The organism is Sulfitobacter sabulilitoris (assembly GCF_005887615.1).
In the GTDB taxonomy this organism is placed as follows: domain Bacteria; phylum Pseudomonadota; class Alphaproteobacteria; order Rhodobacterales; family Rhodobacteraceae; genus Sulfitobacter_E; species Sulfitobacter_E sabulilitoris.
In genome coordinates this window covers 91,494-112,775 of the sequence record NZ_VANS01000004.1, presented here as the reverse complement: position 1 = coordinate 112,775, position 21,282 = coordinate 91,494, and the positions used below count along the sequence as shown (strand labels likewise).

Below are 21,282 nucleotides of genomic sequence, written 5' to 3'. Positions count from 1 at the left end.
GGCAAGCCTGATGATATTCGCGGCGCAGGACCGGCGCAGGGTTTGAAAGGACATTCGCCATGACCACCTGGCATTGGGTTCGCCACGGGCCCACACATGAAAAAACCTTTGTCGGCTGGCGTGATGTGCCCGCCGACCTGAGCGACCAGGCAAAGATCGACCGTCTGCGCGCGCACTTGCCCGAACGCGCTGTGGTCATCGCGTCGGATCTGCAACGTGCCAGCGCCACGGCCGATGCGATCACGGGCGCACATCATGTCCGCCTGCCCGATCATCCCGACCTGCGCGAACTGGATTTCGGCGTCTGGGACGGAATGCATGTCAAGGATGTCGCGGCCCGCGATCCCGATCTGTCGCGCGCCTATTGGGACACCCCCGGCGACATCCGCGCGCCGCAGGGCGAAAGTTGGAACATGACCGCCGCACGGGTGAATGCAGTGGTCGATCACATCAATCGCGCGCACCGCGATGCGCATGTCATTGCCGTCGCGCATTTCGGTGTCATCCTGACCCAGATTCAACGCGCGCTCGGCATCCCCGCGACAGAGGCATTCACCCACAAGATCGACAACCTGTCCGTGACACGCATCACCTGGCAGGGCGGCACGGGGGCCGCGCCGCTGATCAATCATAGCCCGTGATGGCGTCGCCCACATTTTCGCATTTGCCCAAGCCGCGGCACCCGGCGTAGCGTGCCGCCATGACATATGACCTATTCATCGGTGATCGCACGTTCTCAAGCTGGTCCCTGCGCGGTTGGCTGATGCTTGAGAATTTCGACCTTCCTGTCTCGGTTCACGAGGTCGGGCTATATTCCGGCACGCTGGCGCAGGATCTGGCGCCGCTTGCTCCGGCGCGCCTGGTTCCGGTTCTGCGCACCCCCGAGGGAGACATCATCGGAGAGACGCTGGCAATGGCCGAAACGCTGGCCGAACGGCATCCGGACGCCGGGCTTTGGCCGGCGGACCCTGCCTGCCGTGCCCGGGCACGATGGCTCTGCGCCGAAATGGTCAGCGGCTTTTCCGCCTTGCGCTCGTCCTGCCCGATGCAATTGCAGCATGTGAACATCGGCTTTCGGGTCGTGCCCGAGGTTCGCGCAGATCTGGACCGGATCGAGACCCTGTGGTCGGGCGCGCGCGCGATGGCGCAGACCGATGGCCCATGGCTTTTTGGCCGGTATAGCCTTGCCGATGTGTTCTTTGCGCCCGTCGCGGCGCGGATCGTCGGTTATGATTTGCCCGTCTCTGACAGCGCCCGCGCCTATTGCGATGCAACTCTTGCCGATCCGGCGTTCAGGCGCTGGCGCGCGGATGGGCTGAAGATCCGGTACGACCCCTTTCCCTATGACATGGGCCTGACGGTCCGTGCGTGGCCGCAATAAATCCGTCCGGCGGCCGCGGTCCGTTCGGGCCTGCGATCCATGTTGCCGGACTGCCCGAGTGCGGTCGGGAAACAGCACGCGTTAACCTTTCCTAAACACCCCTTGCCTACCTCTTAACCAAATTCTTCGAATTGCGAGGATCTATGGTTTCACGCGCCTACACCGTGGCGTTTCAGGGGGTCGAGGCGCGCATGGTGGAGGTGCAATGCGCGGTTTCGCCCGGGCTGCCCGCCTTTTCCATCGTCGGCCTGCCGGACAAGGCCGTGTCCGAGGCGCGCGACCGCGTGCGCGCGGCCCTCAGCGCGATGGCCATCGCGCTGCCCTCGAAACGGATCACCATCAACCTCAGCCCGGCGGACCTGCCCAAGGAAGGCAGCCATTTCGATCTGCCGATCGCGGTCGCCCTGCTCGCGGCGCTCGACATCATTCCGCAGGATGTGGCGCAGTCCGTCGTCGCCTTGGGCGAATTGTCGTTGGATGGCACGCTGGTGCCCGTGATCGGCGCGCTGCCCGCTGCGATGGCCGCCGCGGCTGCCAACCGCAGCCTGCTGTGCCCTGCGGCCTCGGGCGCCGAAGCGGCCTGGGTCGGCAGCGCGCAGGTGATCGCGGCGGCCTCGCTGCACGAGGTCGTGCGTCATTACACCGGTCAGGTGCCGCTGTCGCCGGCCGAACCGGGCGAAGTGTCGGACGGCCCCGCGTGCCGCGACCTGTCGGAGGTCAAGGGCCAGGAACGCGCCAAACGCGCGCTGGAGATTGCCGCCGCCGGGCGTCATCACCTGATGTTCGTGGGCACGCCGGGATCGGGCAAATCCATGTTGGCGGCCCGCCTGCCCGGCCTGCTGCCGCCGCTGACCGCGACCGAAGCGCTTGAGACCTCGATGATCCACTCGCTTTCGGGTCTATTGGACGATGGCGGCATATCGCGGACGCGCCCTTTTCGGGAACCGCATCACACCGCGTCGATGGCCGCGATTATCGGCGGCGGACGCAGCGCCAAGCCCGGCGAGGTGTCGCTCGCACACAACGGCGTGCTGTTCATGGATGAGTTCCCCGAGTTTCCGCGCACCGTGCTTGAAACCCTGCGCCAACCCATCGAGACCGGCGAGGTGATGATCGCGCGCGCCAATGCGCACGTGAAATACCCCTGCAAGTTCATGCTGATCGCCGCCGCCAACCCCTGCAAATGCGGCTACCTCACCGACCCCGCGCGCGCCTGCGCCCGCGTGCCCCACTGCGGAGAGGATTACCTCGGCCGCATCTCGGGTCCGTTGATGGACCGTTTCGATCTGCGCGTCGATGTGCCGCCCGTGGCCTATACCGATCTCGATCTGCCGGCGACGGGTGAACGGTCCGCCACCGTGGCCGCGCGGGTGGCGGCGGCGCGGGCGGTGCAACACGACCGCTATGTCGATGTGCCCGGCATTGCGCTGAACGTCGATGCCGCAGGCGAGGCACTGGAACAGGTCACGGCGCTGGACGCGGACGCGCGCGCGTTGCTGTCGCGGGTGGCCGAACGGTTCGCGCTTTCGGCACGGGGGTATCACCGGGTGTTGCGGGTCGCCCGGACCATAGCCGATCTGGATGGCTCGGATGCCGTCGGGCGCGCCCATCTCGCCGAAGCGGTCAGCTTTCGCCTTGCCAGCCCGGCAGAGCCTTGATCCAGGTCGCCAGGTCGCTCAGCGTCCGGCGTGCCTCGGGCAGGACATTGTGAAAGATCGGCCAGACATGCGGCAGGTCGTGCTCGATGACTTCCGATACCTCGACATCCTGCGATCGCAAGCGTTCGGCCATGGCGCGCGTATCGTCCAGCAGGATCTCGCGGTCCCCCACGGTCAACCAGATCGGCGGCGCTCCGGTGAAATCCGCAAACAGCGGGCTGACGCAGGGATCCTCCGGCGGGTGCCCGGCCAGGTACATCCGCCCCATATCCGTCGCCCGGTCTGACGGCAGCAGGGCTTCGACCCGGCGATTGCTCATGAAACTGCGCCCCTGGTGGGTCATATCCGTCAGGGGCGACAAGGCGAACACGCCGGCGGGCCGCGCCGCACGCTCCGCACAAAGCTCCGCCAGGAGCCCCAAGGCCAGCGACCCGCCCGCGGAATCGCCGCCGACGACGATCTGCGATGCCTCGTAGCCCTGCGCCAAAAGCGCGTCATAGGCGGCGCGGGCATCCTGCGATGCCGCCGGAAAAGGGTACTCGGGCGCCCGCCTGTAGCGCGGCAGCACCGCGCGCACGCCGACCTCCTGGGCCAGCCGCGCGACCATCGCGGCGTGGGTTTCGGGGCTGCCGAACACGAACCCGCCACCGTGCAGATACAGGATCACCCGGTCCTGCGCGGCACCTTGCGGAGTGACGCTCAAGCCCTCCAGCGTGGTCCCGGCGGCCTTCAACCGGCAGGGGCGTGCGGCTGTCCCCCGCGGCGCATGAAACAAAATGCGCGCCTTGCGTTCGAACCCGTGGCGCAGTTTCTCGGGCGTGGGCACGCGGGCCAGGTGCGGCTTTTCGACATGCCGCAGCCACAGGTTCAGCAGCCGCGCCTGCCAGCTCACCCCAGCCGCGCCTCTATCGCGTCCCAGATCCGGCCGGCGATATTGGTGCCGTCAAAACGCTCAAGCTCCTGTATGCCGGTGGGCGACGTCACGTTGATTTCGGTCAGGTAGTCGCCGATCACGTCGATGCCCACGAACACCTGCCCCTTTTCGCGCAGCAGCGGCCCGATCCGGGCACAGATTTCGCGGTCGCGGTCTGTCAGGCCGATCTTCTCGGGGCGGCCGCCGACATGCATGTTGGAGCGTGTTTCGCCCTCGGCCGGGACACGGTTGATGGCGCCCGCGGCTTCGCCGTCGACCAGGATGACGCGCTTGTCGCCCTTGGCAACGGCCGGGAGGAATTTCTGCACGATCAGCGGTTCGCGCGAAAATCCGGTAAACAATTCATGCAGCGATCCCAGGTTGCGGTCCTCAGGGTCCAGCCGGAACACGCCCGCGCCGCCATTGCCGTAGAGCGGCTTGAGGATGATGTCGCCATGTTTGGCCTTGAAGGCCTTGATCGTCGCCAGGTCGCGCGCGATCGTGGTGGGCGGCGTGAGGTCTGGGAAATCCAGCACCAGCAGTTTTTCGGGATAGTTGCGCACCCAAAACGGGTTGTTGACCACAAGCGTCGATTGCGCCAGCCGGTCAAGCAGGTGGGTGGCTGTGATGTAATGCATGTCGAACGGCGGGTCCTGCCGCAGCCAGACGACGTCGTAGTCCGCCAGATCGACTTCGCGTTCGGGACCAAGATGCGCATGATCGCCCTGAACCCGTTGCACCCGCAGGTCATGCCCGCGCGCGGTGATCCGCCCTTCCTGATAGGCGAGGTGGTCGGGCGTGTAGTAAAACAGGGTATGCCCGCGCGCCTGCGCCTCCTCGGCCAGCCGAAAGGAGCTGTCGGCGTTGATGTTCACGTCCCCGATCGGGTCCATCTGAAAGGCAATTTTCATCGGTCGTCCCCATATGTGCTGCCTTTAAATGGCGCAGCCCATGAGGCGGTGCAATGGTTTATCAAAGATTGTTCAGCCGTGGCCGAATGCATTTTCGATGATCCGCACGGTGCCGTGACCGTCGACAAGGGCAACGTCGAACCGCATATCCGTCAGCGTGCCATGCGGCTGCGTGCCCGCGAATTCCTCGGCAGTGGCACGAATGCGCGCCTGCTGCCGCGCGCCGATCCGCGCGATGGCGCGGTCAAAGTTGCGGCTGGCTTTCACCTCGACAAAGATCAGCGCGTCGCCATCGCGCGCGATCAGATCAATCTCGCCCGCGGCCCCGCGCCAGCGGCGGCAGGCAATGGTGAACCCGCGGCGCTCGTAGTCGCGTGCGATCTGCATCTCGGCCGCGACGCCCGCGTGATACCCGGTCCGGCCGATCGCGGCCTTCGTCGCCTTGATGCGGTCGTTTCCCGTCATGTCGTGCCTTTCGTCAGCTTCAGCGCCAATTGGTACACCTGACGGCGCGGCAGATTGTGCGCCTTGGCCACCATATCGACCGCGTCGCGCATCGACAGATCCGCCATCGTCCGCCGCAGATCCTGTTCTAGGTCGAGTTCGTTAACAGATTCTGAACGGCTCCGGTCCACCAGCACCACGATTTCGCCTTTCGGCGACGCCCCGGAATACGCCTCGGCCAGTTCGGACAGGGGGGCGCGGCGGATCTCCTCGAATTTCTTGGTCAACTCGCGGCACACGGCCGCCGCGCGGTCTGCGCCCAGCACGTCGGCTGCATCCTGCAGCATCGCGCCCAGCCGCTTGGGCGATTCGTAGAAGACGAGGGTGCCCGGCACATCGCGCAACGCCTCGAGCGCGGTGCGACGGGCCGCCTTGGCGTTCGGCAGGAAGCCCGCAAAGAAAAACGCGTCCGTCGGCAACCCGCCCAGCGCCAGCGCCGTCAGCACCGCCGATGGCCCCGGCGCGCAGGTCATCATGTGCCCCGCCTCGCCCGCGGCACGGCTCAGCTCAAAGCCAGGATCGGCGATCAGCGGCATGCCCGCCTCCGAGGCATAGGCCACCGATTTGCCCGCCGACACCGCATCCAGCAGGCGCGCCATGGCGCCGGCGCCGCTATGATCGTGCAGCGCCACCAGCGGCCTGCCGTCCAGCGGGACGCCGTGGATATCCATCAGTCGCCGCAGACTGCGGGTGTCTTCGGCCGCCAGCACATCCGCCGACGCCAGCACATCCAGCGCGCGCAGGGTGATGTCCCGTGCGGTGCCGATTGGCACGCCGACAAAATACAACCCGGAGGCAAGGGCGACCTTTTGGAAATTCAACGCTGGACCCGCCTTTCGTGACGTTTATTATCGCGGCGAAACCCGGCGCCGATGCGGCTGCCGTTCCGTACTTGGGAGTGAAGCCATATGATCGCCGTTTTCCGTTCCGCCCGCAAGGCATTGCGCCGACTGGTCCTGCCGATCGCGGCACTGGCGCTGGCCGCCTGCGAACCGGTTTCCATCGCCGGGCTGGCCGGTGGCGGCGGCCCCAAGATCGATACCCAGGCCCCCGTGCCGGTGGCGCTTCTGGTGCCGCGCGGATCGGGGTCGGCGGGGGATGACATTCTGGCGCAAAGCCTTGAGAACGCGGCACGTTTGGCCATGCGTGACCTCGAGGGCGTCGAAATCGACCTGCGGGTCTATGCCACTGCGGGCAATGCGTCAACGGCGGCGGCGCAGGCGGTTCAGGCGGTCAATGACGGGGCCAAGATCATTCTTGGTCCGGTCTATGCCGAAGCGGCCAATGCGGCGGGTGCAGCGGTCGCCAACCGCGGCGTCAACGTCCTGTCGTTTTCCAACAACACCAGCATCGCGGGCGGCAACGTGTTCGTCCTTGGGCCGACGTTCCAGAACACCGCCAACCGGCTGGTCGGATACGCCGCCGCTCAGGGCCGTGATCGCATCGTGATCGTTCATGCGCAGGATGTCGCCGGCGAACAGGGCCGTGCCGCGATTTCGCAGGCCGCCGCCGCAAATGGCGCGTCGATCGTGGGCAGCGTGCCCTATGTCGCCTCGCAACAGGGTGTCGTCTCGGCCGTGTCGCAGGTCAAGTCGACCGTGGACGGCTCGGGCGCGAATGCGCTTTTCCTGACCACCTCCTCGGCCAGTGCGCTGCCGCTGCTGTCGCAACTTCTGCCCGAAGCGGGCGTGCGCCCCGACGCCGTCCAGTACATCGGCCTGACCCGGTGGGATATCCCGCCGCAGACGCTGAGCCTGCCGGGTGTTCAGGGCGGGTGGTTCGCGCTGCCCGATCCGGGCGCCTCGGGCGCGTTCAGCGCGCGGTATTCCGCCGCTTACGGTCAGGCGCCGCACCCCATCGGCGGGCTTGGGTTCGACGGGATCGCCGCCGTCGGCGCGCTTGTCAGCGCGGGCAAGTCCGACGCGCTGACCGCATCGGCGCTGACGCAGGGTGCCGGATTCCGCGGTGCGACGGGCGTGTTCAGGCTGAACCGCAATGGCACGAACCAGAGGGGCCTCGCGGTGGCAACGATCCGCGACCAGCAGGTCAGCGTGCTTGACCCCGCGCCGCGCAGCTTTGGCGGTGCCGGTTTCTAGGGCGGATCGGATGACCGACCTCAAACCGTTGGGCGTGGAGCCCAACGGCGACCTGATCTGCGCGGCCGACAAGATCTTTGACCAGCGGGCGTTCGATGCCGTGCTGGAGGATCTGTCGAGGCAGGGCCACGATGACGCGGCCTTGCGCGCGGCTGTCGTCGACCATCTGCGCAAGGCACAGTCAGACGGCCGCGCCGCCCTTGCCGAAGCCTTTGCGGCGGCGCCTTTCGCCTCTCGCCCCATGACGCGCGGCTACACCTATCTGACCGATTGCCTGGTGACATCGGCGCTCAAGGTCGCCACGGGCCACTTGCACGTCAAATCCTCGCCCACGTCCGGCGAGCGGCTATCGGTGATTGCCGTCGGGGGCTACGGACGCGGAGAGATGGCGCCGTTTTCGGATGTCGATCTGTTGTTTCTCACGCCCTACAAGATCACAGCCTGGGCCGAGAGCGTGATTGAATCGATGCTCTACATGCTGTGGGATCTCAAGCTCAAGGTCGGGCATTCAAGCCGCACCATCCGCGATTGCATCCGCCTTGGCACCGAGGATTTCACAATTCGCACGGCGCTGCTGGAACACCGCCACGTGGCGGGCGACCGCGCGCTGGCGCAGGACCTCAAGAAACGCCTGCAAGACGAGCTGTTCGCCAACACGGGCCGCGAATTCATCGAGGCCAAGCTAGAGGAGCGCGATCAGCGTCACATGAAGCAGGGCCAGCGCTATATGGTCGAGCCGAACGTGAAAGAGGGCAAGGGCGGCTTGCGCGACTTGCAGTCGCTTTACTGGATCGCGAAATACATCCACGGGGTCCAGAAGGCCGCCGATCTGGTGCCGTTGGGCGTGTTCACCGCCGACGAATACCGCGAATTCGTGGCGGCGGAGGATTTTCTCTGGGCGGTGCGCGGGCATTTGCATCTGCTCACCAACCGGGCGACCGAACAGCTGACCTTTGACATGCAGGTGCAGGTGGCCCAGGCGATGGGCTACACGGACACCAGGGGCCGGCGCGCGGTCGAGGTCTTCATGCAGGATTTCTTTCTGCACGCGACCGCCGTCGGCGATCTCACCCGGATCTTCCTGACCAAGATGGAAGCCGCACACGTCAAGGCCGAGCCGCTGCTCGAGCGGATGTTCCGCCGCCGCCCGCGTGTCCGCGCCGGGTTCGAGGTGGTCAACAACCGGATCGGAATTCTCGACAACCAGGCGTTCCTGTCCGACAAGCTGAACCTGCTGCGCATATTCGAAGAGGCACTTCGCACCGGCATGCTGATCCACCCCGACGCGATGCGCCTGATCAAGTCGAACCTGCACCGCATCGACGACGACATGCGCAACACGCCCGAAGCGCGGCGCATCTTCCTCGATCTGCTGCTCAAGCATGGCAATCCCGAACGCGCGCTTCGCCGGATGAACGAACTTGGCGTGCTGGCCGCCTTCATCCCCGAATTCGAACCCATCGTCGCGATGATGCAGTTCAACATGTATCACAGCTATACGGTGGACGAGCATATCATCCAGTGCATCACGCATCTGGCCGAGATCGAGAAGGGCGAGCAGGAAGAGGAGCTTCCCATCGCGTCGTCGATCCTCAAGCGTGGAGTGGACCGCAAGGTGCTCTACGTCGCGCTGCTGCTGCATGATATCGGCAAGGGCCGGCCCGAAGATCATTCGATCCTGGGCGCACAGATCGCGCGCAAGGTCGCGCCCAGGCTGGGTCTGTCGAAGGCCGATACCGACACGGTGGAATGGCTGGTGCGCTATCACCTGCTGATGTCGGACATGGCGCAGAAACGCGATATCGCCGACCCGCGCACGGTGCGTGATTTCGCCAAGGCGGTGCAGACGGTCAAGCGGCTGGACCTGCTTTGCGTGCTCACGGTCTGCGACATTCGCGGTGTGGGCCCGAACACCTGGAACAACTGGAAGGCCGTTCTGATCCGCGGGCTGTACCGCCAGACCAAGCGCGCGTTGGAGACCGGGCTGGAGGATCTGAACCGCGAAAACCGCGGGGCCGAGGCCAAGCGCACCCTGCGCGAGGCGTTGAAGGACTGGCCGCGCAAGGATCTGCAGACCGAAATCGCGCGGCATTACGATCCGTATTGGCAAGGCCTGCATGTCACCGCGCATCTGACCTTTGCCGAGATGCTGCGCGACATCCAACCCGGCGAGATCCGCATCGACCTGCACCCCGACGAGGATCGCGACGCCACCCGCGCCTGCTTCGTCATGGACGATCATCCGGGCATTTTCGCCCGTCTGGCGGGCGCCCTTGCCCTTGTGGGGGCCAACGTGGTCGATGCCCGCAGCTATACCACCAAGGACGGCCTGGTGACCGATGCCTTCTGGATACAGGATGCCGATGGCGCGCCCTTCGAAGCATCGCGACTGCCGCGGATGCGGCAGATGATCGAAAAGACCCTGCGCGGCGAGGTCGTGGCGCGCGAGGCGTTCAAGTCGCGCGACAAGATCAAGAAGCGCGAGCGGGCCTTCAAGGTGCCGACGCACATCACCTTCGACAACGAAGGGTCCGAAATCTACACCATCATCGAGGTCGATACCCGCGACCGGCCGGGCCTGCTGTACGATCTGGCGCGGACGCTGGCCGCCAACAACGTCTATATCGCCAACGCGGTGATCGCGACCTTCGGAGAGCAGGTGGTCGATACTTTCTATGTCAAGGATATGTTCGGGCTGAAATACCATACCGAGGCAAAGCAGCGGCTGTTGGAAAAGCGCCTGCGCGAAGCGATCACCGCCGGCGTAGAGCGTGCGGACGACTGAACCACGGTGCGACCGGGCGGCCGGGATTTTCGAAGATTCCGGTCCGATTCCCTTGAAAGAAAACGGCAACAGTCCGATACCTTGCCGCCCTTCCCCCGAGATACCATTTGCGCAGACCGCCGCCTTTGGCTAGGCCACGCCAAGCGCCGTCGCTTCGCCTGTCGAGAGGTCTGACACTTCCCGTGACCCCCATTCGCCTCATGTCCGGTTTCTTCACGGTCGGGATCTGGACCCTGCTCAGCCGTGTTCTGGGGTTTCTGCGCGATGCGATGATCCTGGCGTTTCTGGGCACCGGGCCGCTCTACGAGGCCTATGTCGTGGCCTTTCGCCTGCCCAACATGTTCCGCCGGTTCTTCGCCGAGGGCGCGTTCAACATGGCATTCGTGCCGATGTTTTCCAAGCGGCTGGAGGGGGGTGAGGACGCGGATGGCTTTGCTTCGGACGCCTTTGCCGGGCTGGCCACGATCCTGATCGGGCTGACGCTGCTTGCACTGGCCTTCATGCCGTGGCTGATCTTCGCGCTCGCCAGCGGCTTTGCGGGCCAGGAACAATTCGCGCTGTCGGTGGAATTCGGGCGTATCGCCTTTCCCTACATTCTTTTCATCTCGCTCGCCGCGCTGCTTTCGGGAATGCTGAATGCCGCCGGACGCTTTGCCGCCGCCGCGGCGGCGCCGGTGCTGCTGAACGTCCTTTTGGTCAGCGTCATGGCGCTGGCGGCATGGGTCGGTGGCGACGTTGCGCGCGCCCTTATCTGGGCGATCCCGGTGGCGGGCCTGGTGCAGCTTTCGCTGCTCTGGGTCGCAGCGCGGCGCACGGGGTTTTCCATCGCGTTCACACGTCCGCGCCTGACGCCCGACATGCGGCGGCTTGTCCGCATCGCGGTCCCCGCCGCGCTTGCGGGTGGCGTGGTCCAGGTCAACCTGCTGGTCGGTCAGCAGGTCGCGAGCTATTTCGACAAGGCGGTCGGCTGGCTTTACGCGGCGGACCGGCTCTATCAACTGCCGCTTGGGGTGGTGGGTATTGCCGTGGGCGTGGTGTTGTTGCCCGACCTGTCGCGGCGGCTCAAGGCGCAGGACGACGATGGCGCGAAGTCGGCGCTCAGCCGGGCGGCGGAGGTGGCGCTGGCGCTGACGATCCCGTCAGCCGTGGCGCTGATCGTGGTGCCGCTGCCGCTGGTGTCGGTACTGTTCCAGCGTGGGGCGGCCACGGTCGATGACAGCGCCGCAATCGCCGTGGCGGTCGCGATCTACGGGCTGGGTCTGCCGGCTTTCGTGCTGCAAAAGATCCTGCAACCATTGTATTTTGCGCGTGAAGACACGAGGCGGCCGTTTCACTATGCCGTGGTGTCGATGGTGATGAATGCGGGCCTCGCCATCGGATTGGCGCCTGTCGTGGGCTGGATCGCCCCCGCCATTGCCACCACGATCGCCGCCTGGGGCATGGTCGCCCTGTTGGGCGTGGGCGCGAAACGCTATGGCGACGTGGCCCGGTTCGATCCCCGGTTCCGTCGGCGGATCTGGCGGATCATCCTGGCCTCGATGCTGATGGGGGTCGCACTCTGGGCGGCCAATGTCGTGCTGGGACCGATGCTGGGGCTGCCCTGGTGGCGCGCATTGGCGCTCGCTCTGCTGGTCGGTGTCGGCATGGTCAGCTATTTCGGTCTGGGTCACATGATCGGCGCATTCCGGATCGCGGAATTCCGCTCTGCCATGCGACGCGGCGCCTGATCGCGGCGCCGGGGTCGCTCAGGACCGGCGCAGCGACGCCAGCAGCCGCGCCATCCCACCCGGCACCAGCACCACCGACGCACAAAGGCCAAAGACGAACCCCGCAAGATCCGAGACCCAGCCAAGGCCCACGTCAAAGAAGACCCCCCAGATCAGTTGCAGCCCCATCAGCACCGCGATCAGCGAAAACGCGCGGTACTGCTCGGCCCCGCGTCCGGCAAGCTGCTGCCACATCACAAAGGAATATCCCCCGATCAGCCCATAGACAGGCGGATAGGCCCCCGCCACCCACGCGGGATCATCGAGCAAAAGCGCATAGACCAGCGCGCCAAAGATGCCGGATCCGAAAAAGATCACCAGGACGGCCAACTGCCCCATCGCTTCGCCCACCAGCTTGCCCAGCGCGAGCAGCAGGACCGCCGCAAAGAGCGCATGTGTCACCCCCAGGTGCACGAACGGATAGCTGAGAAACCGCAGCAGATGTTGCGGCACCCAGCGACCGTTGGCCAGCATCCAGTCAAAGATATCGCCCGAAAATCCGTAGCTCTGGATGGCGGCCAGCCGCCAGCCGACGGCCTCCGGTCCGCCGATCAGGCCCGCCGCCCCGAGCGAAAACGCCGCCTCTGGCAACGCGATGGCCATAAACAGCACGACGACCACGGGCGGCAAGGGGTTCACCGGAGAGGAATCGTCCGGATGGCGGTGGTCGAAGCGGTGGCTCGGGTCTGACATGGGCATTTCCTTGACGCGGTTTGCCCCCATGGGTAAGCCCTCCGACAGTGCATTGCCAGCCCGATCAGGAGCCCGCCCCCATGACCACCCCCACATTCCCCCCGCGCGTGTTTTCGGGTATCCAGCCGTCGGGCGATCTGCACCTTGGCAATTACCTTGGCGCGTTGCAGCGTTTCGTGCGGATGCAGGACGAGGCCTATGAGCAGACGGTGTTCTGCATGGTCGATCTGCACGCAATCACGGTCTGGCAGGATCCGAAGGAACTGGCGCACAGCACCCGCGAATTGGCGGCGGGCTTCATCGCAAGCGGCCTCAGCCCCGAGAAATCCATCCTGATCAATCAAAGCCAGGTGCCCGAGCACGCGCAATTGGCCTGGATCTTCAACTGCGTGGCGCGGATGGGCTGGATGCAGCGGATGACACAATTCAAGGACAAGGCGGGCAAGAACGCCGAGAAGGCGTCGCTGGGCCTCTTCGCCTATCCGGCGCTGATGGCCGCCGACATCCTGATCTACCACGCCACGCATGTTCCCGTGGGCGAGGACCAGAAACAGCACCTGGAACTGACCCGCGACATCGCCGCCAAGTTCAACCACGACTACGGGGTGGATTTTTTCCCCCTGACGGAGCCGGTGATCGAAGGCGCGGCGACGCGTGTGATGTCGCTGCGCGATGGCACCAAGAAGATGTCGAAATCCGACCCGTCAGACGCCAGCCGCATCAACATGACCGACGACGCCGACGCCATCGCCAAGAAGATCCGCAAGGCCAAGACCGACCCCGATGCACTGCCTTCCGAGGCAAAAGGCCTGGAGCAGCGACCCGAGGCACGCAACCTCGTGAATATCTACGCCGCGCTGAGCGATCAATCCGTCGATCAGGTCCTGGCCGAGGTCGGTGGACAGCAATTCGGCGCCTTCAAGCCGATGCTTGCGGATCTGGCTGTGGCGAAACTGTCACCCATTTCGACCGAAATGGCGCGGCTGATGGCCGAACCCGACGAGATCGACAAGATCTTGGCCCGCGGGGCCGCGCAAGCGCGCGAGATCACCGCCCCGATCCTGCAAAAGACCTACGACATCATCGGCATGGTGCGCTGACCGTGCCGCCGCGGGCAGCGAAGTTTTCAAAGTTTCCGGCCCGTTCTAGTTGAAGAAAACCGTGTGTCGCGCGGGTCTTCGGTCGCGACCCGCCCGAAGAACGGGCGCGTGACCCGGGCCTGAACCAACATTACGGATGCCAGGATCAACGCGCAGGCGGCGGTCTGCGCCAGGCCGATCCGCTCGTCAAAGGCCAGCCAGCCCACGACGAACATGGTCGGCAATTCGATACTGCCCGCTACGGCCGTCCCCGCCGCGCCGACCCGAGGCGCGAAATAGGTGTAGATAAGCTGTGGCACGCTGGCCGTGACCAGCGCGATCCCCGCGACCCAGCCCCACCCCTGGAGCGTTACCGGCAAAGCCTGCGCGGGCGTCAGCGCGGCCATCAGCGGCAAAAGCCCCAGCATCGAGCCCAGCGAGACCGCTGAAATCCGGGCCATCGGCGGGATCTCGACCAACTTGTGCACAAGCACGGTGATGCCAAAGCCAAAGCCCGCAGGTGCCGCAAAGGCGCCCAGCACCCACACCCATTGATCGGCGCGAACCGCCGCCACGCCCGTCGCCAGCGCCGCCGCCACCAGGACAAGCCCTCCGGCCAGCAGAGCGCGCAGTGTGGGCCGGTCGCGCCACAGCACCCAGCCGATGATCAGGGTGAATATCGGATAGCTCATGTAGATCACGCCCACGGTCGACACCGGAAGCGCCCCCAGTGCACGCACGTAGCCGACCCAGCCCAGCGCCATCACCCCGCCGGTCGCAACGCCCCAGATCACGACCCGACCCTGCGCGCGCGCACCCCAGAGTGCGGGCAGAAACACGAGCGCCGCGATCAGGTAGCGGTAGAAGGCGACCGCCTGCGGCGCCATCCCGTCGCGTGTCAGGGACAGCGCGAAATAGGGCACCGTGCCGAACATCACCGCGGCCAGCATCACCAGCATCAGGTCACGCAACCGGCCTTGCTCGGCACGGGGTGTCGGGGCATGTGTCATCTGTCAGTCTTTATCACGGACCGCACCGCGCTCAAGCGTTTGCCTGCAAAACCGCACAGTCGCGGTGTGTTTTGGCGCCTTTGCTTTTTGCGGGAATGCGCGACATGGTAAATTGGCCAGCCGGACGCTGCGCCATCGTGAAAGGACGCCTTGCATGTCGAACACCTCCGCCACGCACCCCACCATCGGGCACGTCCACCTCAAGGTTGCGGATATCGACCGCGCGATCGGGTTCTACCGCGATCTGCTGGGGTTCGAGGTCACGCAACGCTACGGCGACCGGGCCGCGTTCCTGGGCGCGGGCGGCTACCACCACCACATCGGCCTGAACACATGGCACAGCAAGGGCGGCACCCCGCCGCCCGAGGGGCACACCGGCCTCTATCATGCCGCGATCCTGTATCCGGACCGGAAAAGCCTTGGCGCGGCGCTGGCGCGGGTGCTGGACGCCGGGATAGAGCTTGACGGTGCGGCGGATCACGGGGTGAGCGAGGCGGTGTATCTGCGCGATCCCGATGGCAACGGGGTGGAATTGTACCGCGATCGCGCCCCCGAGGAATGGCCACGCGATGCGGACGGCAGGCTGGCGATGATCAACACCCCGCTGGATGTACCCGCCCTTCTGGCCGAGGCCGCGCGCTGACCTGTCACCAGACCGAACCGGCCGATGGACAATCGCGCACCGCTCCGTCACGTTGACCGCGACGCAACGGAGGACACGATGACATCACCGACCACAGGGCTCTTCTGGGACGAGCGCACCTTTTGGCACGCGGGCGGAAACTATGCCTTCACGCTGCCCATCGGCGGCCTGGTGCAGCCATTGGCCGCCGGCGGCCTGCCGGAAAGCCCCGAGACGAAACGCCGCCTCAAGAACCTGATGGATGTGACCGGGCTGATCCGCGATCTGGATGTGCGCAGCGCCGAGATGGCAACCGACGAGGATCTGGCGCGCGTCCATCCCGAAAGCTACCTGGCCGAATTCAAGCGCCTGTCGGATGCGGGTGGCGGTGAATTGGGGCGACGCACGCCGTTCGCCAAAGGCGGGTACGAGGTGTCGGCGCTGTCGGCGGGGCTGGCCATCGCCGCCGTCGATGCCGTGACGGATGGCACGCTGACCAACGCCTATGCGCTGTCGCGACCGCCCGGGCATCACTGCCTGCCGGATTTCCCCAACGGGTTTTGCCTTCTGGCCAATATCGCGATCGCGATCGAGGCGGCACAGGCCAAGGGGCGCGCGCGACGCGTCGCCGTGCTGGACTGGGACGTGCACCACGGCAACGGCACCGAGGCGATCTTTTACGATCGCGACGACGTGCTGACGATTTCGCTGCATCAGGACGGCAATTACCCGCTCGACAGTGGCGCGCTCGACGACCGGGGGCGCGGGGCAGGCAAAGGCTGCAACCTCAACCTGCCCCTGCCCGCGGGCACCGGGCACAGTGCCTATCTGCATGCCATGGATACCGTTGTGATCCCGCAGCTCGAGGCGTTTCAGCCCGATCTGATCGTGGTCGCCTGCGGCTACGACGCGTCCGCGCTTGATCCGCTGGCGCAAATGCTGGCCACCGCCGACACGTTCCGCCAGATGACCCTGCGGATCAAGGCGGCGGCGGAGCGTCTGTGCGACGGGCGGTTGGTTCTGGTGCACGAGGGCGGCTATTCAGAGGTCTATGTGCCGTTCTGCGGTCATGCCACGATCGAGGCACTGTCGGGCAGTTCCATTACCGCACCCGACCCGTTGGCCGAGGCCCTTGGCATCCGCCAACCCAAACCCCATGTCGATGCGTTTCTGCGCCGTACGATCGACGACATGGCCCACCACCTGAACCTGTGAAAGACCCTCATGCCCACGCCTGTGCCCGACGCCCTTGAATTTCTGCTGACCCGCCGGTCGCGCCCCGCCAAGACGCTGGCCGCACCCGTGCCCACACGCGCCGCGCTGGTGCCGCTGCTGACGGCCGCGGCGCGCACGCCCGATCATGGCAAGCTTGAGCCGTGGCGGTTCATCGTGATCGAAACCTCCGCGATGCCCCGACTTGCCGCCGTGGCGGAGGCGCGGGGCATCGCCCTGAACCTTGAGGCAGAGCAGATCGGCAAAGGCCGTGCGCAATTCGACCAGGGGCACCTGGCGGTGGCCGTGATCGAGGTGCAGAAACCTTCCGCGAAAATTCCGGCCCTCGAGCAGACCTACTCCGCCGGGGCCGTGTGCCTCGCGCTGCTGAACGCGGCGCTTGCGGCGGGCTGGGGCGCAAATTGGCTCAGCGGCTGGCCAAGCCATGACCGAGGCTTCATGACCGACGCGCTGGGGCTGGCGCCGCACGAACGGATCGCGGGGTTCATCCATATCGGGACCGAAACCTCCCAGCCGCCGGACCGTCCGCGCCCGGACATAGACGCCATCACCACATGGGTCAGCGCATGATCCTGTCGTCGATCCTCGATGCCATCGGGCAACTGTCGGACCCGAGGTTCCGGCGTGTCTTCTGGACAGGGGTGGCGATGTCGCTGGCGCTGCTGATCGCAGCCTCGACCGGATTGGTATGGTTTTTCGGCTGGCTGGTGGGCGACAGCGTATCCTTGCCGATCTTCGGCGAGGTTCGCTGGATAGACGATGTGGTAAGCTGGGGGTCGGCGCTGCTGCTGATGGTGCTGTCCGTGTTCCTGATGATCCCCGTCGCGTCGGCGATCACCTCGATGTTGCTGGACACCGTGGCCGATGCGGTCGAGGACCTGCACTATCCCGGTCTGCCGCCCATCGACGCCGTTCCCTGGGGCGACGCGCTGCGCGATACCGTCGGGTTCCTGGGCGTGCTTGTCGGGGCGAACCTGCTGGCGCTTGTGCTTTACGTGATCTTCGCGCCCGCCGCGCCGTTCATCTTCTGGGGGCTCAACGGGTTCTTGTTGGGACGGGAATATTTCACGCTCGCCGCGATCCGGCGTGTCGGTCGGGTGCGGGCCAAGGAGCTGCGTCGCCGGCACATGACGACGATCTGGATCGCCGGCACGGTGATGGCCGTGCCATTGACGGTGCCGTTGCTGAACCTCGTGGTGCCGATCCTAGGGGCGGCGACCTTTACCCATTTGTTTCACCGGCTGACGTCTCGGGCCCCAGCCGGTTGAACCAGTCCAGATCGCGCAGGGTGATGACCTCGGACAGGATGATCCCCGAAATGACGAGCCACAGCACGACACTGACGCCCGTTGTGATCCACGCCTTTTTCTTGAGGTTGTGAACCTCGGGCGCGCCCGCGTGCGTGCCGGGTACGATTTCCCCCAGGTCGCCCTGCGTCTGGACCCGGATGGGCAAGACGATCAGGAACGTCATGAACCAGATCACGGCGAACAGGACGAGAGCGGATGTGATACCCATGTCATAGGCTCCTTGTCGTGACTCAGACCTGTTCCAGCTCGATCAGGCAGCCGTTGAAATCCTTGGGATGCAAAAACAGAACCGGCTTGCCGTGCGCGCCGATCTTGGGCTCGCCCGTACCCAGAACCCGCGCGCCCGACGCCTGAAGCCTGTCGCGCGCGGCCAGGATGTCGTCGACCTCGTAGCACATGTGATGAATGCCGCCCGACGGGTTCTTGTCGAGAAACCCCTTGATCGGGCTGTCATCACCCAAGGGATACAGCAATTCGATCTTGGTGTTGGGCAATTCGATAAAGATCACCGTGACGCCGTGGTCCGGCTCGTCCTGCGGTGCGCCGACGACGGCCCCAAGCGTGGTGCGATATTGATCCGCCGCCGCTTCAAGATCTGGAACGGCAATGGCGACATGGTTCAGGCGGCCGATCATGGCGAACCTCCGGGTATGGAAAAATCAGACGTGACCGGGGCGTTATGAGGCGTACGCCCGGCGCTTGCAAGGGACGTGCCGCCGCAGGGGGGCATCCGGCAAGCGGATTTTCGGGTGCAACGCCGTCGCGTTAAGACGCTGTTAGCCATCCCGCCCTAGCGTTGGATCATTCACCGCGAATCCATCAGGAGGCGACCATGGACGACCTAGACCCATTTGCATCGACGATCCCTGCACCGACTGCCGCGCGGCCCTTGATGGGTCTGACAATTCTGGTCGTCGAAGACAGCCGTTTCGCCTGCGAGGCGATGCGCCTTTTAAGCCTGCGCAGCGGCGCGCGCATCCGCCGCGCCGATTGCCTGCGCTCCGCACGGCGGCATCTTCAGGTCTATCGTCCATCGGTGGTGATTGCCGACCTGGGCCTACCCGACGGCAACGGTGCCGACCTGATTGCGGAATTGAACGTCGCCTCGCCGCGGGTCGGTGTCCTGCTTGGCACCTCGGGCGATCCGGGCGGGGAAAGCGCGGCCCGCGCCGCGGGCGCGGACGGGTTCATTCCCAAACCGATCACATCGCTTGGCGCATTTCAGCAGATCGTCCTGTCCAACATGCCGGCAGACCGCCAGCCCTGCGGCCTACGCCTTGTCGAGGACGAGGAAATCCACCCCGATCTGATCGCGTTCCAGGACGACATGGCGCATATCGCCGAAGTTCTGGAAGACCCGCCGAACGAACACGCATTGGACTACGTGGCGCAGTTTCTGGGCGGTGTGGCCCGGTCCGCAAAGGATCAAGGGCTGGAAACGGCTGCTCTCGCATTGGCCCGGCAGCGCGCCTGCGGGCGGTCGGCCCGGTCGGAAACTGCCATTCTGGCAGGGATGATACAGGAGCGTCTGACACGCAAGATCGCGATCTGACCGACATCGGGTCAGGCCGCGGTCCCTGCCCTACAGCGCCGGATCGCCCGCCACCCGGACAAGCCGCGTCAGATCACCCAGCTTTTCGCGCTGAACGCCTTGCGCATTGAAATTATCGGGCGACAGCCACGCCAGATAGGCTTCCTTCAACGCCGGCCATTCGGTGTCGATCGCGGCGAACCACGCGGTGTCGCGGTTGCGCCCCTTGACCACAGCCGCCTGCCGGAACACGCCCTCGAAACTGAACCCCAGGCGTTGCGCACTGCGGCGCGAGGCGTGGTTCAGCGCGTTGCATTTCCATTCGTATCGCCGGTAGCCGTTCGAAAACGCCCAGTCCATCATCAGGTACATGGCGTCGGTGGCCGCCCGTGTGCGTTGCAGCGCGGGCGCATAGTTGATGTTGCCCACCTCGATCGATCCGGCGGCAGGGTCCATGCGCAGAAAGCTGGCGACCCCTTCCCATGCCCCGGTATCGAGATTCTGGATCGCGAAAAACAGATGCGCGGGGTTCGCCACCGTATCGCGGACCCAACGATGATACTGCGAGGCCGAGGAAAACGGCCCGTATGGCATGTAATCCCACACGGCGTCATGCCCTTGGTACGCGCGGTACAGCAAGGCGGCGTGCGCCTTTGCATCGAGCGGGGCAAGATGGGCGTATTTTCCAGTCAGAGCCATTGCGGCGGGCAACGTCGGTGGGGCCCAATCGGGCACCGGATGGCCAAGCGGTCTTGTTGTGTCTTGCGTCATGTTCGGAAGGTTACGATCTGCCGGATTGGTCGGACAGGGCTAATTAGCGTCAAAATGCCTTTATTTAACACCGCGTTCCGCCAGATCGCTCCGCATTGCCGCCGCAATCGACCGCCACACCGGGGCCATCGTATATCCCCGTCCGAGGAGTTGGGCATGAAGACCGTATTGAGCAGATTTTGGAAAGACACCAACGGCGCGGTCACCGTGGACTGGGTGGTTTTGTGCGCCTCAGTGGTGATGCTGGCCGTCGCCGCGATTACCTCGGTGCAGACCGGTGCCGACACCCTCGCGAAAAACACAGGCGATTACATCGTCGGACTGGAGTTCTGATCGGCGATTCCGGCGTGACCGTCGGGTAGGGTTTTCGATTCCACTTCACGGATACCCGGTGACGGGCGGGATCGCACACGGCCTGTGATCGCGTGACATCGCAGGGCGGCGCGGCGCCACAGCCGATTTTACACGCCCATCGGGAACGGCATGGCCCGACCGCGCGTTTCTTTTCGAACTTTTCAGGAGGAAACGAGCCCATGCCATCCATCTATGACGCCATCATGCAGGACCACGCCACACACCGCGCGCTGCTTCGCGAAATCGCCGAAACATCCGGTGACAGCGCCGCCCGTCGCGATGCGTGGAACCGGTTTTATCACGACGTCAAATCCCATGCCGCGGCCGAGGAAGAGACGTTCTATTCCAAGCTGATGGCCGAAACCTGGGGCCAGGACGCCGCGCGTCATTCGGTGCACGAACATCAGCAGCTTGATGATATCATGGAAGAACTGAACACCACCGACATGTCATCGCCCGGCTGGCTCGCGCGGTTCAAGACGCTCAAGCACGATTACGAACACCACATGGAAGAAGAAGAAAACGAGGTGTTCGCCCGCGCCAGGGAGGTCATCGGCGAAGAGCAGAACGACAGTTTTGGCCGCGCGTTCGAAGACCGGAAGGTTCAGGAGCGCAAGCTGGTCGATGAAAAGGTGCAAGACAGTCTCGAGGACTGACCGACCAGC

At 65.2% G+C, this 21,282-nt stretch carries 23 protein-coding genes; 14 read left to right on the top strand and 9 right to left on the bottom strand.

What is annotated here, in order from left to right; all coding sequences use genetic code 11:
- Positions 1-59: 59 nt before the first annotated feature.
- The 3 genes from FDT80_RS14675 (at position 60) to FDT80_RS14665 (ending at position 3,039) form a co-directional block, all read left to right on the top strand.
- Positions 60-641: a histidine phosphatase family protein gene (locus FDT80_RS14675; RefSeq protein ID WP_138663067.1), complete on the top strand. Its 582-nt coding sequence runs from the start codon at positions 60-62 to the stop codon at positions 639-641.
- 59 nt (positions 642-700) lie between these two features.
- Positions 701-1,381: a glutathione S-transferase gene (locus FDT80_RS14670; RefSeq protein WP_138663066.1), complete on the top strand. Its 681-nt coding sequence runs from the start codon at positions 701-703 to the stop codon at positions 1,379-1,381.
- A gap of 143 nt (positions 1,382-1,524) precedes the next feature.
- Positions 1,525-3,039 carry a YifB family Mg chelatase-like AAA ATPase gene (locus FDT80_RS14665; RefSeq protein WP_138663065.1) on the top strand — a complete coding sequence of 505 codons (1,515 nt, stop codon included), beginning with the start codon at positions 1,525-1,527 and terminating at the stop codon, positions 3,037-3,039.
- Here the strand turns inward: FDT80_RS14665 and FDT80_RS14660 are convergent.
- The 4 genes from FDT80_RS14660 to rsmI form a co-directional block, all read right to left on the bottom strand.
- Positions 3,005-3,931: an alpha/beta hydrolase gene (locus tag FDT80_RS14660; RefSeq protein ID WP_138663064.1), complete on the bottom strand. Its 927-nt coding sequence runs from the start codon at positions 3,929-3,931 to the stop codon at positions 3,005-3,007. The genes FDT80_RS14665 and FDT80_RS14660 overlap by 35 nt on opposite strands.
- Complete coding sequence (gshB, locus tag FDT80_RS14655) at positions 3,928-4,863, bottom strand: glutathione synthase (protein ID WP_138663063.1); 936 nt, start codon at positions 4,861-4,863, stop codon at positions 3,928-3,930. The genes FDT80_RS14660 and gshB overlap by 4 nt, the downstream gene beginning before the upstream one ends.
- A gap of 72 nt (positions 4,864-4,935) precedes the next feature.
- Positions 4,936-5,328, bottom strand: a complete 393-nt coding sequence (locus FDT80_RS14650) for a YraN family protein (RefSeq protein WP_138663062.1) — start codon at positions 5,326-5,328, stop codon at positions 4,936-4,938.
- Positions 5,325-6,188, bottom strand: a complete 864-nt coding sequence (gene rsmI, locus FDT80_RS14645; protein WP_138663061.1) for a 16S rRNA (cytidine(1402)-2'-O)-methyltransferase — start codon at positions 6,186-6,188, stop codon at positions 5,325-5,327. The genes FDT80_RS14650 and rsmI overlap by 4 nt, the downstream gene beginning before the upstream one ends.
- 87 nt (positions 6,189-6,275) lie before the next feature.
- Between rsmI and FDT80_RS14640 the strand changes: the two genes are divergently transcribed.
- The 3 genes from FDT80_RS14640 (at position 6,276) to murJ (ending at position 11,975) form a co-directional block, all read left to right on the top strand.
- Positions 6,276-7,463 (top strand): penicillin-binding protein activator, encoded by a 1,188-nt coding sequence (locus FDT80_RS14640; RefSeq protein WP_138663060.1) that lies wholly within the window; start codon positions 6,276-6,278, stop codon positions 7,461-7,463.
- A 10-nt stretch (positions 7,464-7,473) separates the two neighbouring features.
- Complete coding sequence (locus FDT80_RS14635; RefSeq protein WP_138663059.1) at positions 7,474-10,248, top strand: [protein-PII] uridylyltransferase; 2,775 nt, start codon at positions 7,474-7,476, stop codon at positions 10,246-10,248.
- 182 nt (positions 10,249-10,430) lie between these two features.
- Positions 10,431-11,975: a murein biosynthesis integral membrane protein MurJ gene (gene murJ, locus FDT80_RS14630; protein WP_138663058.1), complete on the top strand. Its 1,545-nt coding sequence runs from the start codon at positions 10,431-10,433 to the stop codon at positions 11,973-11,975.
- 18 nt (positions 11,976-11,993) lie between these two features.
- Here the strand turns inward: murJ and FDT80_RS14625 are convergent, their stop codons facing one another.
- A complete protein-coding gene (locus FDT80_RS14625; RefSeq protein WP_246039971.1) occupies positions 11,994-12,707 on the bottom strand; it encodes a rhomboid family intramembrane serine protease in 714 nt (237 codons plus the stop codon).
- An 80-nt stretch (positions 12,708-12,787) separates the two neighbouring features.
- Here FDT80_RS14625 and trpS point away from each other — a divergent pair, with 80 nt between their 5' ends.
- Entirely contained in the window at positions 12,788-13,807 is a 1,020-nt protein-coding gene (gene trpS / locus FDT80_RS14620) for a tryptophan--tRNA ligase (RefSeq protein WP_138663056.1), read from the top strand.
- 26 nt (positions 13,808-13,833) lie between these two features.
- Here the strand turns inward: trpS and FDT80_RS14615 are convergent, their stop codons facing one another.
- Complete coding sequence (locus FDT80_RS14615) at positions 13,834-14,796, bottom strand: DMT family transporter (RefSeq protein ID WP_138663055.1); 963 nt, start codon at positions 14,794-14,796, stop codon at positions 13,834-13,836.
- 154 nt (positions 14,797-14,950) lie between these two features.
- On the opposite strand from FDT80_RS14615, the gene FDT80_RS14610 reads away from it, so the two are divergent.
- From FDT80_RS14610 to FDT80_RS14595, 4 genes are all read left to right on the top strand, one after another.
- Positions 14,951-15,439 (top strand): VOC family protein, encoded by a 489-nt coding sequence (locus FDT80_RS14610; RefSeq protein ID WP_138663054.1) that lies wholly within the window; start codon positions 14,951-14,953, stop codon positions 15,437-15,439.
- A 78-nt stretch (positions 15,440-15,517) separates the two neighbouring features.
- Complete coding sequence (locus FDT80_RS14605; RefSeq protein WP_138663053.1) at positions 15,518-16,633, top strand: class II histone deacetylase; 1,116 nt, start codon at positions 15,518-15,520, stop codon at positions 16,631-16,633.
- A gap of 9 nt (positions 16,634-16,642) precedes the next feature.
- Positions 16,643-17,221 carry a nitroreductase family protein gene (locus FDT80_RS14600; RefSeq protein WP_138663052.1) on the top strand — a complete coding sequence of 193 codons (579 nt, stop codon included), beginning with the start codon at positions 16,643-16,645 and terminating at the stop codon, positions 17,219-17,221.
- Positions 17,206-17,919 carry an EI24 domain-containing protein gene (locus FDT80_RS14595; protein ID WP_246039970.1) on the top strand — a complete coding sequence of 238 codons (714 nt, stop codon included), beginning with the start codon at positions 17,206-17,208 and terminating at the stop codon, positions 17,917-17,919. Before FDT80_RS14600 ends, FDT80_RS14595 begins: the two co-directional genes overlap by 16 nt.
- On the opposite strand, the gene FDT80_RS14590 is transcribed toward FDT80_RS14595, so the two are convergent.
- The gene (locus FDT80_RS14590; protein ID WP_138663051.1) at positions 17,873-18,169 is read right to left on the bottom strand and encodes a DUF1467 family protein; all 297 of its coding nucleotides are present in this window, start codon (positions 18,167-18,169) and stop codon (positions 17,873-17,875) included. The genes FDT80_RS14595 and FDT80_RS14590 overlap by 47 nt on opposite strands.
- A gap of 22 nt (positions 18,170-18,191) precedes the next feature.
- Entirely contained in the window at positions 18,192-18,596 is a 405-nt protein-coding gene (mce, locus tag FDT80_RS14585) for a methylmalonyl-CoA epimerase (protein WP_138663050.1), read from the bottom strand.
- 197 nt (positions 18,597-18,793) lie between these two features.
- On the opposite strand from mce, the gene FDT80_RS14580 reads away from it, so the two are divergent.
- Positions 18,794-19,513 carry a response regulator gene (locus tag FDT80_RS14580; protein WP_138663049.1) on the top strand — a complete coding sequence of 240 codons (720 nt, stop codon included), beginning with the start codon at positions 18,794-18,796 and terminating at the stop codon, positions 19,511-19,513.
- Between the two features lie 30 nt (positions 19,514-19,543).
- Here FDT80_RS14580 and FDT80_RS14575 read toward each other — a convergent pair whose 3' ends face one another.
- Positions 19,544-20,263, bottom strand: coding sequence for a GNAT family N-acetyltransferase (locus tag FDT80_RS14575; RefSeq protein WP_138663048.1), 720 nt, complete (start codon positions 20,261-20,263; stop codon positions 19,544-19,546).
- A 156-nt stretch (positions 20,264-20,419) separates the two neighbouring features.
- On the opposite strand from FDT80_RS14575, the gene FDT80_RS18915 reads away from it, so the two are divergent.
- Together FDT80_RS18915 and FDT80_RS14570 are read left to right on the top strand one after the other, a co-directional pair.
- Complete coding sequence (locus FDT80_RS18915; RefSeq protein WP_170311884.1) at positions 20,420-20,596, top strand: Flp family type IVb pilin; 177 nt, start codon at positions 20,420-20,422, stop codon at positions 20,594-20,596.
- A gap of 200 nt (positions 20,597-20,796) precedes the next feature.
- Complete coding sequence (locus FDT80_RS14570) at positions 20,797-21,273, top strand: hemerythrin domain-containing protein (protein ID WP_138663047.1); 477 nt, start codon at positions 20,797-20,799, stop codon at positions 21,271-21,273.
- Positions 21,274-21,282 lie beyond the last annotated feature (9 nt).